Origin of the sequence: Micromonospora sp. NPDC049799 (genome assembly GCF_040656655.1) — a bacterium.
Taxonomy (GTDB): domain Bacteria; phylum Actinomycetota; class Actinomycetes; order Mycobacteriales; family Micromonosporaceae; genus Micromonospora.
This window is the reverse complement of record NZ_JBFAMU010000106.1, coordinates 1-13,260: the sequence shown is the minus strand read 5'-3', so window position 1 is coordinate 13,260 and position 13,260 is coordinate 1. Positions and strand designations below refer to the sequence as shown.

Below are 13,260 nucleotides of genomic sequence, written 5' to 3'. Positions count from 1 at the left end.
CGGCGAGCGTGCCGCCCGCCGCGCCCGCGCCCGCCGGCCTGCCGGTGGTCGACTACGGCCCGGCACCCGCCGGCTTCCCGGCCGACCCGGACACCATGGACACCACCCCGCTCACCGAGGGGGTGCACCCGACGCGCCGGATCGCCGCCTACACCGCGCCCGGCGGCCGGCCGTTGGCGTTCCTCGACCCCACCATCAGCGGCGTCGAGGTGACCATGCCGATCGCCCGGCGCCGGGCGGGCTGGACGGCGGTGCTGCTCCCCTCGGCGAACCGCACCCTCGCGTGGCTGCCCCCCGGCGGCTTCACGACCGTCGCGCTGCGCGACCAGATCGTCGTCGAGCGCAAGCCGCACCGGCTGACCTGGTACCGCGCCGGCCGGGCCGTCCGCTCCTGGGAGGTCAGCCTCGGACAGCAGGGCCAGGAGACCCCACTGGGCCGCACGTTCGTCCTCGGCCGGACCCCGCCGCCGGAGGAGGTGTACGGCGGCGTCGACATCTTCGCCCTCGGCGCCGTGCCGGACGACCCGGACGCGGTCCCCGCCGGCCTGCGCGGCGCGCACATCGGCCTGCACAGCTGGTACCACGACGGCGAGCTGGGCGAGAACACCACCAACGGCTGCATCCGGCTGACCCGGAGCGGCCAGCGGGAACTGCTCGCCGAGGTACGTCCCGGCACCAGCGTCGTCGTGGTGGACGAACTGCCCGCCCCGCCGCCGACCGCCTGACGATTCCCGGCACCCGGAACGGGTAACCGCCCCGAGCCCGTCGCACCGGCGGTGCCGCCGCACGCCGAGCGGAAGGGGACGCCCATGGCCCTGGCGCCCGACACCGTGGTCCTGATCCACGGGCTGTGGATGACGTCACGCAGCTGGGAGCGGTGGGCCGACCGGTACGCCGCCCGGGGCCTGCGCGTGGTGGCCTCCCCCTGGCCCGGCATGGAGGGCGAGGTCGAACAGCTCCGGGCGGACCCCACGCCGATCGCCCAGCAGAGCATCGGGGAGATCGCCGACCACTACGACCGGCTGATCCGAGGCCTGCCGAGACCGCCGATGATCATGGGCCACTCGTTCGGCGGGCTGATCGCCCAGATCCTGGTCGACCGGGGCCTCGGCGCGGCGGCCGTCGGCGTCCACCCGGCCGCGCCCAAGGGCGTTCTCAAGCTGCCATTGAGCACCCTGCGGTCGGGCTTCTCGATCCTGCGCAACCCGGCGAACCGGCACCGGGCCGTGCCGTTCACCGCCGACGACTTCCACTACGCGTTCGGCAACACCCTCGACCGGCGGGAGTCGGACCGGGCCTGGGAACGGTACGCGGTGCCCGGCTCCGGCCGGGTGCTCTTCGAGGGCGCCTTCGCCAACCTCGACCCCCACTCGCCGGCGCGGGTCGACACCGGCCGTCACGACCGGGCCCCGCTGCTGCTCCTGGCCGGCGGGGCCGACCACGTGGTGCCCGCGTCAGTGGTGCGCGGCACCGCGGCGCTGTACCAGAAATCGCGGGCGCTGACCGCGTACCACGAGTTCGCCGGGCGGTCGCACTTCACCGTGGGACAGCCGGGGTGGGAGAAGGTCGCCGACTACGCGCTCGACTGGGCGGTACGAGCGGCGGCCCTGCCCCGCGAGGTGACCATCGCCCGCGAGACGCCCCGCCCTTGAGGAATGACGCAATCCGTCAGACAACCCGCCGGTCCCAAGGTGTCGCCGTCGACACTCCCAGCCACCGGCCGGCCGATCCGCAGCAGCTCACCGCCTGCGGTACCGCAGGGAGCACTCACCGTCGTGCTCGGGCCGCAACAGGCAGCGCAGACCCCCGGGCATCAAGCGATCACAAAAGGCCCAGTGGCGTACGTTCTGGTCGTCCTCGGCCGAGACGGTGGTGCCGCCCGGCTCGGTCTGCGGTAGAACGTGCGTCCAGTGCGCCACCACCCGGGCCAGCCGTTGGGCGGAGAGCAGATCGTTGGCGACCACCGGCAGGTGGATGACCCAGCGCTCGCTCACCGGCCGTACCCCCGCTCGTTGCGGGCCCGCGCCTGCTCCGACTGCCAGCGGCGCAGCGCGTCCTTGACCCGCTCGGTCTCCCGCCGGCTCTGCGCGAGCGCGTCGTAGACGACGGCCAGGTCGCCGGCCACCCGGTCGAGGAACTCCCGCACCTCGCCCGGGTCGAGCCCGCGATGCCCGAGCGACGTCGCCCGGAACCGCCGCTCGCGCACCTGCCACGGTCGCAGCGGATGGTAGGCCGCCGAGCGGTAGCAGGTCGGCCCGAGAACCGACCGCTGGCGACGCCGGGGACGCCGGAAGAAGACGCGCATGGCAGAACCTGCCTCTCAACCGTCGAGATCGAACTGTGGAAGGGGCGGGCCCGCAGGCCCGCCCCGCACCGACGGACCCACCCCGGCACCTGCCACCGCAGCCTCGATCGGCGGTACGACGGCAGGGCACACCGAGCAGCGCGAACCGAGGGCCGTTCTGGTAGCTCAGACGATCCGGCTGCTCACCCATCGTGCAGCGGACTGCGCCCTTTGCGCAACTCCCGATTAGGGAGCACGTCGTTGCGAAGCGCGTCCGGTTCCACCACACTGACCGGCATGACTGGAAGTCCGACCGTCCGACGTCGACGCCTGGCTGCTGCACTTCGTCGCCTTCGCGAACAGACCGGTATGACCGCCGACCAGGCCGCCAAGGAGGTCGGCATCTCGAAGTCGGCGATCAGCCGCATCGAGAACGCCCAGGTCTCCGTCATGCCACCGGTCGCCCGTGGCCTCCTCGAGCTGTACGGCGTCGAGGGCGAAGAGGTGGACGCGCTCGTCCAGGTCGCTCGCGACGCCCGCAAGCGCGGCTGGTGGCAGGCGTACGACGACGTCCTACCGGACTGGTTCGAGGTCTACGTCGGGCTGGAGTCCGAGGCGGCCGAGATCCGCGCCTTCGAGCCGCAACTGATCCCTGGCCTGCTCCAGACGGCCGACTACGCCCGCGCGGTCATCCGCGCCGAGCATCCGGACGCCGCCACTGAGGAAGTCAATCGGAGGGTGGAGCTGCGAATGCGCCGGCAGAACACCGACACTCCGCCGAAGCTCTGGGTGGTGCTGGACGAGGCGTTCCAGGCACAGTTGCGGCGACTGGCTGAGGAGGCGGACCGGCCCGGCCGCACCATCCAGATCCTGACCTTCGGCGCCGGCGAATACGGGTCGATGGGCAGCGCCTTCAGCGTGCTGACCTTTCCCGAGCCGGCCGATCCGGGGGTCGTCTACGTTGAAACCCGCGCGGGTAGCCTCTATCTCGAGGGCCAACAGGTCAGGGAGTACAGCCGGGTCTTCGAGCACCTGGTCGCCACGGCGGCCAGCGCTCGGGAGTCGCGCGACCTGATCCAGGGGGCGATCGGCGAGCTGTGAGAGGACGGCGCGGGTGGAAGAGGTCAACCAGGCCACGGTGACCTGGCGCAAGAGCACCCGCAGCAACGGCTCCGGCAACTGCGTCGAAGTCGCGGACAACCTGGCCGGCAGCGTAGGACTGCGCGACAGCAAGGACCCGAGCGGCCCGATCCTCACTTTCGGGCCGGAGGCGTGGTCACACTTCGTCGGGAGCGTCAAGCAGAGGACGCTCGGCCGCTGAGGTTCGGGATCCCTGGTCGCATTCTGCGATCCCAAACGGCGTCGTAACTGCCGCCTGGACCTCTCCGAATGGCACGAACGTCTCATGCATCGACCTGATCTGATGGGCGCCATCAACCCGCTCGGGTGACAGCATTTCTGAATGGTGTTCTCATCTCCTGGTAGCGGTCATCCACCGGCACTCTCGACGCCTGGCACCTACGAGGTCGAGTCAAGCTGGAAGTTGGCCGACATGGTCAGCGAGGCGTTCTTCCAGAAGACGCGGCGCGAGGTTGACATCCGGCCCCTGCCAGAACTCGAAGATCAGACAATCACTCGCAGCGTCTGCCCCATGGAGCTGCTGCTCGGTCTCGGCAAGACGACGAGTGCCCTGCCGGGCTTGCACCTGGCTGGCGCAGCCGGACTGCCGGGGCTCACCGCGCTGCGGACCGCGAGCCGCTGGGCAATCATCCGTTACCTGTGGGCTTTCGCAGAGGCTCGGCCTGATCTTCGACTTTCGGCACTGACGCATCAGGTACGGCACCACCAGCGCTCGCTCTTCTCAGAACACTTCGGGATTGCGGTCGCCACGGACTTGGTGGAGCAACTGATACTCACCGAACCCGCCCGGGTGGTCGACGCGGATGCTGTGGGCTACGATCCCGTCCTCGGTCCGGCAATGGGTGGCTTGGGATCTCATAAGCCCGACTACTTCTGGTACAACATGCGCGGCAGAAACCTGACCGATGTTGTGGTGCTGGAGGCCAAGGGCAACAGCTCGGGACGGCCGACAAGCGTCCTGCAACTGGCCCGTGGCGTGCAGCAGGTTCTCGTACCAAAGGCCGTCCCAGGCGCACGCATGCGTCGGATCGTGATCGGTGCCTGCTTGGCTGGGCGACGGATCAAGGGCTTCGCCTTAGAAGTCGGCGAGCCTAGTGACGAGACTCGAGGAGACATCGCTGTCGCTCTTGCCATGGAGGAGGCAGGGGTGAGACCCCGCTTCGGCGATCGCGTGCGTTCGGGCTGGATTTCTGAGGATTCCCTCGCAACCCCTGTGAATCGTGAGGAAGTGGTACGTGAAGCTTGGGATCTTGACCGAGCGCGTCTCTTCACCTTCGCCGGTTTGCCTCCGGAACCAGAAGGGCCACTGCTCGAAGCAGACCGCCAAGCCGTCAACGCGCTGGACGTCGTTGACGTCGACGAGACCTCATTCCGGTGCGAGACTTCCCTGATCAATCTCGGCGGTCGTTACCTGAGCGTGCGAACAGGCGTCGCCGAAGACCTTCTCTCCGCGCCCGGTGACACTGAGGCGGATTTTGAGCAACGTCGCGCCTTCTATCTGCAGGGCCGGCCGGGGAGAAACTCCTACGCATTCAGGCCAGGCCGGTCGCGAACCCGACCCCGGGAAGAGCTAAGCGTCGTGACGTCGGCGGACGGATGCATGCTCTCGTTGTCGATGCTGGACTGATGCCAAGGGAAAGCATCCACCCTCTAGTCCAGATCGAACGGCAGGGGCCTCCCACCCGTGCAGCTTGCAGCGAGATCGACTGGGACAAGCCTCACGAAGCGCAGTCAGCCGAAGCCAAGGCCGTTCGCGAACTGTGGGCGGGCTCGGTTTCGACGCAGTAGCAGTATCAAGGGGAGGAACTCATGCCGACTCATCAGCAGACCCATCAGGCCGGCCGCCACCTGGCTGCCGGCGAGGCTTTACTGCGCGGCCATCGGGCGGAACTGGTCGGTTCCCAGACCTTCATCGACGTCAACGGCCGCCGAGCCGCCGTGATGGTCGCCGGAAAGGGGGCTTGGATGATCGCGGACGTGGACAAGTTCACCGACAGTTCCATCGCGGCGTACGTGCTGGTCGACGTCTCTCAGGCACGTCCGCGTTTCTTCATCGCACCCGGCGACGACCTGCGTCATGACGTGCGGGAACGGCACCAGCAGTTCATGGACCGTGTGGGCGTCAGGCCCCGCAACAGCGAGAGCCTACACACCAAGATCGAGCCGCAGGACGTCGCCCGATGGGAGGACGACTGGTCCGTCTTCGAGCAGTAGGACGGCCCGTTCGGTTGGGTTTCTAACCCTTGCGGCGCCCCCAACGCCGACCGCACGATTTGTCGATGGGCGATGTGGATGAAGTCTGGGAAGCGATCACGAAGCATGCCGGCCAGACCTTCTGGACTGTCAGCGGACTGCCGTTCCATTATCAGGTAGATGGAGATCGGCTCCTGACCGACCGTACCCAGTATTGGCTCCACCGCAGCCAGGTAAAGGCAGCGTTGGACCTGTGGCCGGTGGCCGGCCCTGGAGCGCTGAACAACGTTGTGCGGGGGCCCAGCTACCTCTACGCCCTGCTCGCTGACCAGCGGATCACGCTGAAGTCGTGACAGCTGCCGCAATTCCTGTACGCCGGGCGGCACGGTCAGCCACCGGCCGAAGCTGAACTGCGCCGACTCTCACTGCCTCGATCAGCCCTGCGGTGGCTCGATCCAACTGTGGAGGCCGTATACGAGCGAGCAGTAGTCGTCGGCCCGGTCGACCACGGGCTCGTAGAGCACGGCGTCAGCGCCGAGTTTCATGGCGAGCTCCTGCCCGAAGGCTGCCGACAGACCGAGGATCGTATTGCCATTGCCATCTATCAGCGGAATGTCGAGGCCGTACGAGACACCCGTGTCAAGGACGCGCACATAGATCCGGCATCGGTCTTCGCCAATGAGCATGAACCCGGTGAAGGTGTACACGTCGTCCACCGACGGGCGGATCGGCCCGCGCTGCATGAGCTGAAACAGCCGCAGCAGTTCCTGACCGGGTGCGACGGCCGCACGTGCACCGACGATCGAGACCTCCGGTAGAGGGACCACCGTGTTGCCGTGGCAGTCCGTCGGCAGAGTGGCTTCCGGTGAGGCAGCGCCGGCTCGACCGGCCAGCAGGGCACGCACGTGAGCCAGCACCGCGTCGACATCGTGCAGGGTCCAGTCCTGGTACAACCCCGGCAGCGACACCTCCACAGCCACACCGGACACCATCGCTGGGTCGTGCGAGATGACGACACGAGAGCGCCGTTCATCCGCTCGGACGACTCCCCGTAACCTCGGCGAGATGGCGGGGTTCGGACCTGGAGGCGCCAATACCAGCGGCAGCATCGCACTCAGCAGGAGCCCGTGGGCGTGGTCCCAGTCCTCCAGGTCCGTCGACATGATCCCGTCCTCAGCCTGCCTTTACTCGATTCACGGCGCTCGGGCACTTGGTTTTGCCCTTGCAGTATCCGGTGATCACTCCGATGTACGCACCATCGGGGGTTCGATACTGACCGTCGTTGGTTCGTGTCGAGAGTTGGACGCCGAAGATGACGGCCTCCCGGACGCCGAGGTTCCTGTCCACCAGCAGCGCCGTGTAGTTGCTCTTGGCGTCTGGCCCGCGCGATTTCAACGCGGCCTTCCACGGCTCGAGGGACGTCAGATTGTGCCGTCCGCTGTAGTGCCGGTAGCCAAGCCTGCTGTCACCGAGCCGCAGCGGAACGTACGTGCCGCTCAGATCACGACCGCTCCAGACGACGCTCCACCACTGACCGTCGTTGCCACCGCCGGGTCGAAGCCCGGGGCCGACCTGGGACCGTCACCCACCTTCGGCATGTCCGATCCGGAGATGGGCTCGGTGACAGAACCGTCGTCGAGCCGCACGCGGAACCGATCCGGGATCCCCTTTGAGGGCAACGAATCGATGGCCGCCGCGGAGAGTCCGGTCGCTGCCGCGTACTCATCCGCAGACATCCATTCCACGACCTCAACCGCACCCTCCGGCGGCGCGGCGGCAACAGGTTGCGTGAGTGCCACGCACGTGGTCACGAGTGCTACAGCCGTAGCCACGACCAGTCGTTTGGCGAGCACCGTGCACGCCCTCCTCAACATCTCGGCTATCAGGTCGATCAATCTACGGGGAGGCGTACACCCAACCCGCCCCATCGGGAGTGGCGACCTTCACACGATGCGTTAGCGGTAAACAAGGGCAGGCAACGTCGCGACGGTGCATCAAGATTTAGTCGTTGTAACAGTTGGTCGCCTGAGTGGCGCATCAGTGTGCTAAGCCCTCCGCGATCCAGCTCACGGCAGTTCCGGTACACCGCGCAGCAGTGTCAGTGCCGACCGGTCGGTGCTGAGCTGCGCCAACTCGCCGTCGATGCGATGAAGAAGGCGGTGGGCGAACCCATGACCGCCGGCTGTTCGTCCGTGTGCCACTGGTGCAGCCACGGCTCGATCTCCGCCAGCCCGGCGAGCAGCGGCAGCAGCCGGTGCGCGGGCACCGCCTCCTGCGTCTTCCGGTCGAGGTAGACGGTGGCGAGCCCCTGTCCGCCGGGTTGTCCGCTTCGACGCTGACCGGTTCGACCCTCAGCTGCGGTCGCCACCCAGGGACGGCTCCGGGTTGCACTGCGGCTGCTGCTACCCCTGTCTGGTGCGCCACTCGGGTCTGCTCGCCGCGCTCGCCGCGGGCGACACGCCGTACGCGAAGGACGCCTGGGTCGTACCCGACAGTGCGGATGCCGCCGTGGACCGGAGGGCACTGCACCGCTGGCTGAGCCGGCCGTTCGGGCTCCGCGACCTCATCACCGACATGCCGGTGCCCGATCACCTCGACCTGGGCCCCCTTCTCGACGTCGTCGAACGCGGGCGGCACGAGCTGGAGGCCATGTTCGCGCGCCACGGTGAAAGGATCACATCGCCTCACGAGGGACGTTCAGCCCTGGCATGGCAGCACCTTCCAGGGGTATGACCGGTACATGAGGGCGAGTTTCCGGCTTGGCCGGATTGCGGGCGTACCGGTCGGGGTCAACTGGAGCGTCCTGGTCATCTTCCTGCTGATCGCCTGGGGCCTGTCGGCCAACCAGTTCCCCCGGTCGTACCCGGACCGGCCCGTCGTCGCGTACGTCCTGGCGGGTCTCGCCGCCGCGGTCGTCTTCTTCCTCGGCCTGCTCGCCCACGAGGTCTCCCACGCGGTGGTGGCGAAGCGCAACGGCCTGGAGGTCGGCGGCATCACGCTCTGGCTCTTCGGTGGTGTCGCCGAGCTGAAGGGTGAGGCGCCCAACCCGGGCGCGGAGCTGCGCATCGCGGGCGTGGGACCGCTGGTCAGCCTGCTCATCGGGATCTTCTTCGGCGGCATCGCGGTGGCGCTGGCGTTGACCGGGTACGAGGGGCTGCTGCTCGGGGTCCTGGCCTGGCTGGCCGGGATCAACGTGCTGCTGGCGATCTTCAACGTGCTTCCCGCCGCGCCGCTGGACGGCGGCCGGCTGCTGCGCGCGGCGGTGTGGAAGGCGACCGGCGACCGGACGAAGGCGTCGGTGGTGGCCGCCCGGGCCGGCCGGATCCTCGGTGTGGTGCTGATCGGCCTGGGATTCTGGCAGTTCTTCGTCGGGGCCGGCTTCGGCGGGCTGTGGCTGGCCCTCATCGGGTGGTTCCTCATCGGTGCGGCCGGCATGGAGGAGCGGCAGGCCCGGATGGGCGACGCGCTGCGCAATGTCCGGGTCGCCGACGTGATGACCCCGCAACCGCAGACCGCCTCGGGCGAGATGACGGTCGCCGACTTCGTGGACAACTACCTGTTCGCGTACCGGCACTCGGCGCTGCCGCTCACCGAGGAGGGCCGGCCGGTCGGACTGGTCACCCTCGACCGGGTACGCGGCGTCGCGGCGGACCGCCGCGCCGGCACCACGCTGGCCGAGGTGTCCTGCCGCTCCGACGAGTTGGTGCTCGCCTCCCCCGACGAGCAGCTCAACGACCTGCTCCCCCGGCTGTCCGAGTGCGCCGACGGGCGGGCCCTGGTGGTCTCCGAGGGTCGGCTGGTCGGCATCGTCTCACCCAGCGACATCAGCCGGGCCGTCCAGCGCGGCAGCCTGCGCGGGCAGCTCGCCACGGGACGTCCGGGCGCCTGACGCGGCGCGGCCCGGCGGTCAGCGCGGGACGTACCGGTCGAGCAGGTCCGTGCGAAACACGCCCGCCGGATCCAGTCGCGCCGCCAGGGCGCGGAAGTCCGCGTACCGCGGGTAGGTGGCGGCGACGGCGGCCGGCGGGACGTCGAAGACCTTGCCCCAGTGCGGGCGGGGCGCGAACGGTGCCAGACGCTCCTCCACGGCCGCCACCACCGGGCGGACCCGCGCCGCGTCGGCGATCCAGGTGAAGTGCACGGCGAGGCTGTCGCGGCCCTGGCTCGGGCTCAGCCAGAGTCGGTCGGCGGCGACCGTACGCAGCTCGCAGACCTGGAGCACCGGCGCGATCAGGTGCGCCACCGGGTCCAGCGCGGCCAACACGTCGGCCGCGGCCGTCCGGGGCACCAGGTACTCCGACTGCAACTCCTCACCGCTGCTCGGGGTGAAGCCGAGCCGGAAGTGCGGGAGCCGCTCGTGCCACGGCCCGGCCGCACCGAGCTGCGGGGTGCAGTGCTCCGCGGAGAGGCCGGCGACCGGGTGGCGCGGGTGGTCGGCCGCCGTCGTACCGAGCCAGTCCGCCTCCGGCGGCGGGTCCTCCGCGCGCTGCTTGAGCCACACCTCCCGCAACGCGGGCGTCCGCCAGTCGGTGAAGACACTGACGCTGTACGCGGACCCGAGCGCGGCGTCCAGCGCCGCCCGGGACAGACCGAGGCGGACGTACTGGCGCAACGCGAAGGTGGGCACCACGTCGAGGGTGACCCGGGTGACCACACCCAGCGCGCCGAGCGAGACCACCGCGCCGGACAGCGTGTCCGGGTCGCTCTCCCGGTCGATCGTGACCAGGTCCCCCTCGCCGGTGACCAGTTCCAGCCCGGCGACGGCGGCGGCGAGGCTGCCGAGGCGTTCCCCCGAGCCGTGGGTGCCGGTGGCGACCGCACCGGCGACCGAGATGTGTGGCAGCGAGGCGAGGTTGGCCAGCGCGTACCCCCGCTCGTGCAGGTGGGTCGCGAGGTCCCCGTACCGCGTCGCGGCCGGCACGGTGACGGTCGCGGCGTCCGGGTCCAGCTCGACCGCGCCCGGCAGCGCGGCGAGCGACACCAGGTCCCCGGTGGTGTCGCCGAGGCGGTTGAAGGAGTGCCCCGTGCCCACCACGCGCAGCCGGTCGCTGTCGGCCACCAGCCGGCGCAGTTCGTCCAGCGACGCCGGCTCGTGGAACCGCCGGGCGGCGTAGTGGACGTTGCCCGCCCAGTTGCGGCGCGGTGCCATCAGATGCCCCCGTCCGTCGTGCCGCCTCCCCGGCGGGTGCCGTGCGCGCCCGACGGTACGCCCCGACGGTTACCGCCATCGAAGGCGGGGAACCCTGTGCGGATGAGCACCTACCGCGATCCCGCCCCGCGGGGCGACGTCTTCCCCTCCGAGGAGGAGATCGACCCGACCGGTACGGGGGTGGAACCGGCGAGCGCCCCGCCGGCCGATCACCGGACCGCCGAGGCGTTCGGCGAGTGGGCGGCCGGCACCACGCCGGGCCCTCAGCCGACGCCCGCGCCGCCCCCGGCGCCGACGCCGGTGCCGCACCCCGGTCCCCCGCCACGGGGTCCCGAGGGACGGTCGATCGTCACCCACCACCTGGACGGCTCCGTGGAGGTGGTCACCGACCTGGACGGCGACGGGGTCGCCGACGTGGTGCAGTTCGACCTGAACGGCGACGGGGTCCCCGACGTCACGTACGTCGACAGCGACCGCGACGGCCGACTCGACACGATCCTCCGCGACCCGGGAGTCCGCCGCTGACGACCCGTCACACCTGGGGCAGGACCTCCGTGGCGACCAGGTCCAGGTGGTCCAGGTCGGCCAGGTCGAGCACCTGGAGGTAGAGGCGGCTGCTGCCGGTCTCCGCGTACGCGCCGATCCGGTCGACGACCTCGGCAGGAGTGCCGGCGAGGCCGTTGGCGCGCAGCTCGTCCGGGTCCCGGCCGATGGCGGCGGCCCGCCGGGCCACCTCCGCGTCGTCCCGCCCGCAGCAGAGCACCAGCGCGTTGGACCACACCATGCCGGCCGGGTCGCGACCGATCTCGGCGCAGGCCGCGCGGACCCGGTCGAACTGGGCGACGGAGTCGGCGACCGAGGCGAACGGCAGGTTGAACTCGTCGGCGTACCGGGCCGCGAGGCGGGGCGTGCGCTTGGGACCCATGCCGCCGAGCAGGATCGGCGGGCGCGGGTCCTGCACCGGCTTGGGCAGGGCCGGTGAGCCGCTGACCGGGTAGTACCGGCCCGCGAAGTCGAAGGTCTTCCCGGGCGGCGTCTCCCACAGGCCGGTGATGACGGCCAACTGCTCCTCCAGCCGGTCGAACCGCTCGCCCAGCGCCGGGAACGGGATCCCGTACGCGGTGTGCTCCTCGGCGTACCAGCCGGTGCCGATGCCCAGCTCGACGCGGCCGCCGCTCATCTGGTCGACCTGCGCCACGGTGATGGCGAGCGGGCCGGGCAGGCGGAAGGTCGCGGCGGTCATCAGGGTGCCCAGCCGGATGTCCCGGGTGTCCCGGGCCAGGCCGGCGAGGGTGGTCCACGCGTCGGTCGGACCGGGGTCGCCGCTCACCGAGCCCATCTTCAGGTAGTGGTCGGAACGGAAGAACGCTCCGAAGCCGGTCTCCTCGGCGCGGCGTGCCACGGCGAGCAGGTCGTCGTAGGTGGCGCCCTGCTGGGGTTCGGTGAAGATCCGAAGTTCCATGTCCCGAGCATAGGGTCGTTCACCGGGTGGCCGCCGCGAGCTGCCGCTGGGCCAGGAAACGCGTGTACTCCACCCGGTCGAACGGGTTGCCGTCGGTACGTGGGCGGCGCGGTGGCCTCCCGCCGACCGCCCGGTCGCCGCGCGGCACCGACGTCCACACCCCCTCACCCCGGGTCAGGTCCGGCAGCCGTCGCCGGACCTCGGGCTCGCACCGCGCCGGCAGTTCCCCGGTTACGTGCCACGAGTCCGCTCCCGGCTCCGTGCCGTCGATCCGGCCGCCCAGCCCCGCCAGGTACGCGGTCACCGCACCGAGCGTGTCCGCCGGAACCTCGCAGTCGACGTGCCGGCACGGCTCGTACACCCGGGTGCCGGCCTGCGCCAGGGCCTGCATCAGCACGTACGGGGTGAGGTTCCGGAAGTCCCCGGCGGCGCTCAGCGGCGACCAGTAGCCGCTGTGGGTGAGGGTGACCGCCACGTCGGTGACGGGCCAGCCGTGGACGCCCTGGTCGAGGGCGGCGAAGACGGTCTCCTCGATCGCGGTGTGGAACGACAGCGGCAGCGAGCCCAGTTCCACCGCCAGGCGGTAGGTGACCCCCTCCCCCGGCTCGACGCGCAGTCCCACCGTGGCCAGGAACCCGTTGCCGATGATCTCCACCGCCTGCCCGACCCCCACCGGGCGCTCGACGTGCAGCAGCTCTCCGGGGGCGAAGACCGCCTGCACCCCGTACGTGTCGGCGAGCGTCGTGGCCAGCACCTCGCGCTGCACCTCGCCGTAGAGCAGCACGCTCGTCGCGCCACCGGCAGTGACGCGGGTCCGGATCAGCGGGTCCGTGGCGGCCAGGTCGAGCAGTGCCGCGTGCAGCGCCTCGGCCTGCTCGGGGCGGCGCGGCCGGACGGTGGTCTCCAGGGTGGGCGCCGGGAAGTGCGCGCCGCCGCCGAGGCCGTCGGGCGAGCCGAGCTTCACGGCCTGTCGGTGGCCCAGCTCTCGCTGAACTTCGGCGTGGACGACCTGGACGGCTCGGTCGTGGAATA

The 13,260-nt window shown here is 70.4% G+C and carries 18 protein-coding genes; 10 read left to right on the top strand and 8 right to left on the bottom strand.

Features of this window, described 5'->3' with window-relative positions; genetic code table 11:
• A partial coding sequence (locus AB0I76_RS11365; protein ID WP_357033395.1) for a L,D-transpeptidase occupies positions 1-725 on the top strand: 725 nt, incomplete at its 5' end.
• 84 nt (positions 726-809) lie between these two features.
• Entirely contained in the window at positions 810-1,652 is an 843-nt protein-coding gene (locus AB0I76_RS11360; RefSeq protein WP_357033392.1) for an alpha/beta fold hydrolase, read from the top strand.
• A gap of 87 nt (positions 1,653-1,739) precedes the next feature.
• On the opposite strand, the gene AB0I76_RS11355 is transcribed toward AB0I76_RS11360, so the two are convergent.
• Positions 1,740-1,994 carry a hypothetical protein gene (locus tag AB0I76_RS11355; protein WP_357033389.1) on the bottom strand — a complete coding sequence of 85 codons (255 nt, stop codon included), beginning with the start codon at positions 1,992-1,994 and terminating at the stop codon, positions 1,740-1,742.
• The gene (locus AB0I76_RS11350) at positions 1,991-2,305 is read right to left on the bottom strand and encodes a DivIVA domain-containing protein (protein WP_357033386.1); all 315 of its coding nucleotides are present in this window, start codon (positions 2,303-2,305) and stop codon (positions 1,991-1,993) included. Before AB0I76_RS11350 ends, AB0I76_RS11355 begins: the two co-directional genes overlap by 4 nt.
• A gap of 276 nt (positions 2,306-2,581) precedes the next feature.
• On the opposite strand from AB0I76_RS11350, the gene AB0I76_RS11345 reads away from it, so the two are divergent.
• The 5 genes from AB0I76_RS11345 to AB0I76_RS11325 all read left to right on the top strand — a co-directional run bounded on the left by AB0I76_RS11345 (position 2,582) and on the right by AB0I76_RS11325 (position 5,970).
• On the top strand, positions 2,582-3,385 hold the full coding sequence (locus AB0I76_RS11345; protein ID WP_357033382.1) for a helix-turn-helix transcriptional regulator: 804 nt from the start codon (positions 2,582-2,584) through the stop codon (positions 3,383-3,385).
• A gap of 13 nt (positions 3,386-3,398) precedes the next feature.
• A complete protein-coding gene (locus AB0I76_RS11340) occupies positions 3,399-3,605 on the top strand; it encodes a DUF397 domain-containing protein (protein ID WP_357033379.1) in 207 nt (68 codons plus the stop codon).
• A gap of 141 nt (positions 3,606-3,746) precedes the next feature.
• Entirely contained in the window at positions 3,747-5,051 is a 1,305-nt protein-coding gene (locus tag AB0I76_RS11335) for a hypothetical protein (protein WP_357033376.1), read from the top strand.
• Positions 5,052-5,233: 182 nt separating this feature from the next.
• A complete protein-coding gene (locus tag AB0I76_RS11330) occupies positions 5,234-5,638 on the top strand; it encodes a hypothetical protein (RefSeq protein WP_357033373.1) in 405 nt (134 codons plus the stop codon).
• A 65-nt stretch (positions 5,639-5,703) separates the two neighbouring features.
• Entirely contained in the window at positions 5,704-5,970 is a 267-nt protein-coding gene (locus tag AB0I76_RS11325; protein WP_357033370.1) for a hypothetical protein, read from the top strand.
• 81 nt (positions 5,971-6,051) lie between these two features.
• Here AB0I76_RS11325 and AB0I76_RS11320 read toward each other — a convergent pair whose 3' ends face one another.
• The 3 genes from AB0I76_RS11320 to AB0I76_RS11310 form a co-directional block, all read right to left on the bottom strand.
• The gene (locus AB0I76_RS11320) at positions 6,052-6,780 is read right to left on the bottom strand and encodes a hypothetical protein (RefSeq protein WP_357033367.1); all 729 of its coding nucleotides are present in this window, start codon (positions 6,778-6,780) and stop codon (positions 6,052-6,054) included.
• Positions 6,781-7,113: 333 nt separating this feature from the next.
• Positions 7,114-7,512 carry a hypothetical protein gene (locus tag AB0I76_RS11315; RefSeq protein WP_357033364.1) on the bottom strand — a complete coding sequence of 133 codons (399 nt, stop codon included), beginning with the start codon at positions 7,510-7,512 and terminating at the stop codon, positions 7,114-7,116.
• A gap of 203 nt (positions 7,513-7,715) precedes the next feature.
• Positions 7,716-7,985, bottom strand: coding sequence for a hypothetical protein (locus AB0I76_RS11310; RefSeq protein ID WP_357033361.1), 270 nt, complete (start codon positions 7,983-7,985; stop codon positions 7,716-7,718).
• Between the two features lie 47 nt (positions 7,986-8,032).
• Between AB0I76_RS11310 and AB0I76_RS11305 the strand changes: the two genes are divergently transcribed.
• Both AB0I76_RS11305 and AB0I76_RS11300 read left to right on the top strand, forming a co-directional pair.
• Positions 8,033-8,350: a hypothetical protein gene (locus AB0I76_RS11305; protein WP_357033358.1), complete on the top strand. Its 318-nt coding sequence runs from the start codon at positions 8,033-8,035 to the stop codon at positions 8,348-8,350.
• A gap of 7 nt (positions 8,351-8,357) precedes the next feature.
• A complete protein-coding gene (locus tag AB0I76_RS11300) occupies positions 8,358-9,506 on the top strand; it encodes a site-2 protease family protein (protein ID WP_357033355.1) in 1,149 nt (382 codons plus the stop codon).
• A gap of 18 nt (positions 9,507-9,524) precedes the next feature.
• On the opposite strand, the gene AB0I76_RS11295 is transcribed toward AB0I76_RS11300, so the two are convergent.
• Positions 9,525-10,766: an FAD-binding protein gene (locus AB0I76_RS11295; protein ID WP_357033352.1), complete on the bottom strand. Its 1,242-nt coding sequence runs from the start codon at positions 10,764-10,766 to the stop codon at positions 9,525-9,527.
• A gap of 102 nt (positions 10,767-10,868) precedes the next feature.
• Here AB0I76_RS11295 and AB0I76_RS11290 point away from each other — a divergent pair, with 102 nt between their 5' ends.
• Positions 10,869-11,291, top strand: a complete 423-nt coding sequence (locus tag AB0I76_RS11290) for a hypothetical protein (protein ID WP_357033348.1) — start codon at positions 10,869-10,871, stop codon at positions 11,289-11,291.
• Positions 11,292-11,298: 7 nt separating this feature from the next.
• Here the strand turns inward: AB0I76_RS11290 and AB0I76_RS11285 are convergent, their stop codons facing one another.
• Both AB0I76_RS11285 and AB0I76_RS11280 read right to left on the bottom strand, forming a co-directional pair.
• Complete coding sequence (locus AB0I76_RS11285) at positions 11,299-12,228, bottom strand: LLM class F420-dependent oxidoreductase (protein WP_357033344.1); 930 nt, start codon at positions 12,226-12,228, stop codon at positions 11,299-11,301.
• 19 nt (positions 12,229-12,247) lie between these two features.
• A complete protein-coding gene (locus tag AB0I76_RS11280) occupies positions 12,248-12,850 on the bottom strand; it encodes a hypothetical protein (RefSeq protein WP_357033398.1) in 603 nt (200 codons plus the stop codon).
• Between the last annotated feature and the right edge of the window lie 410 nt (positions 12,851-13,260).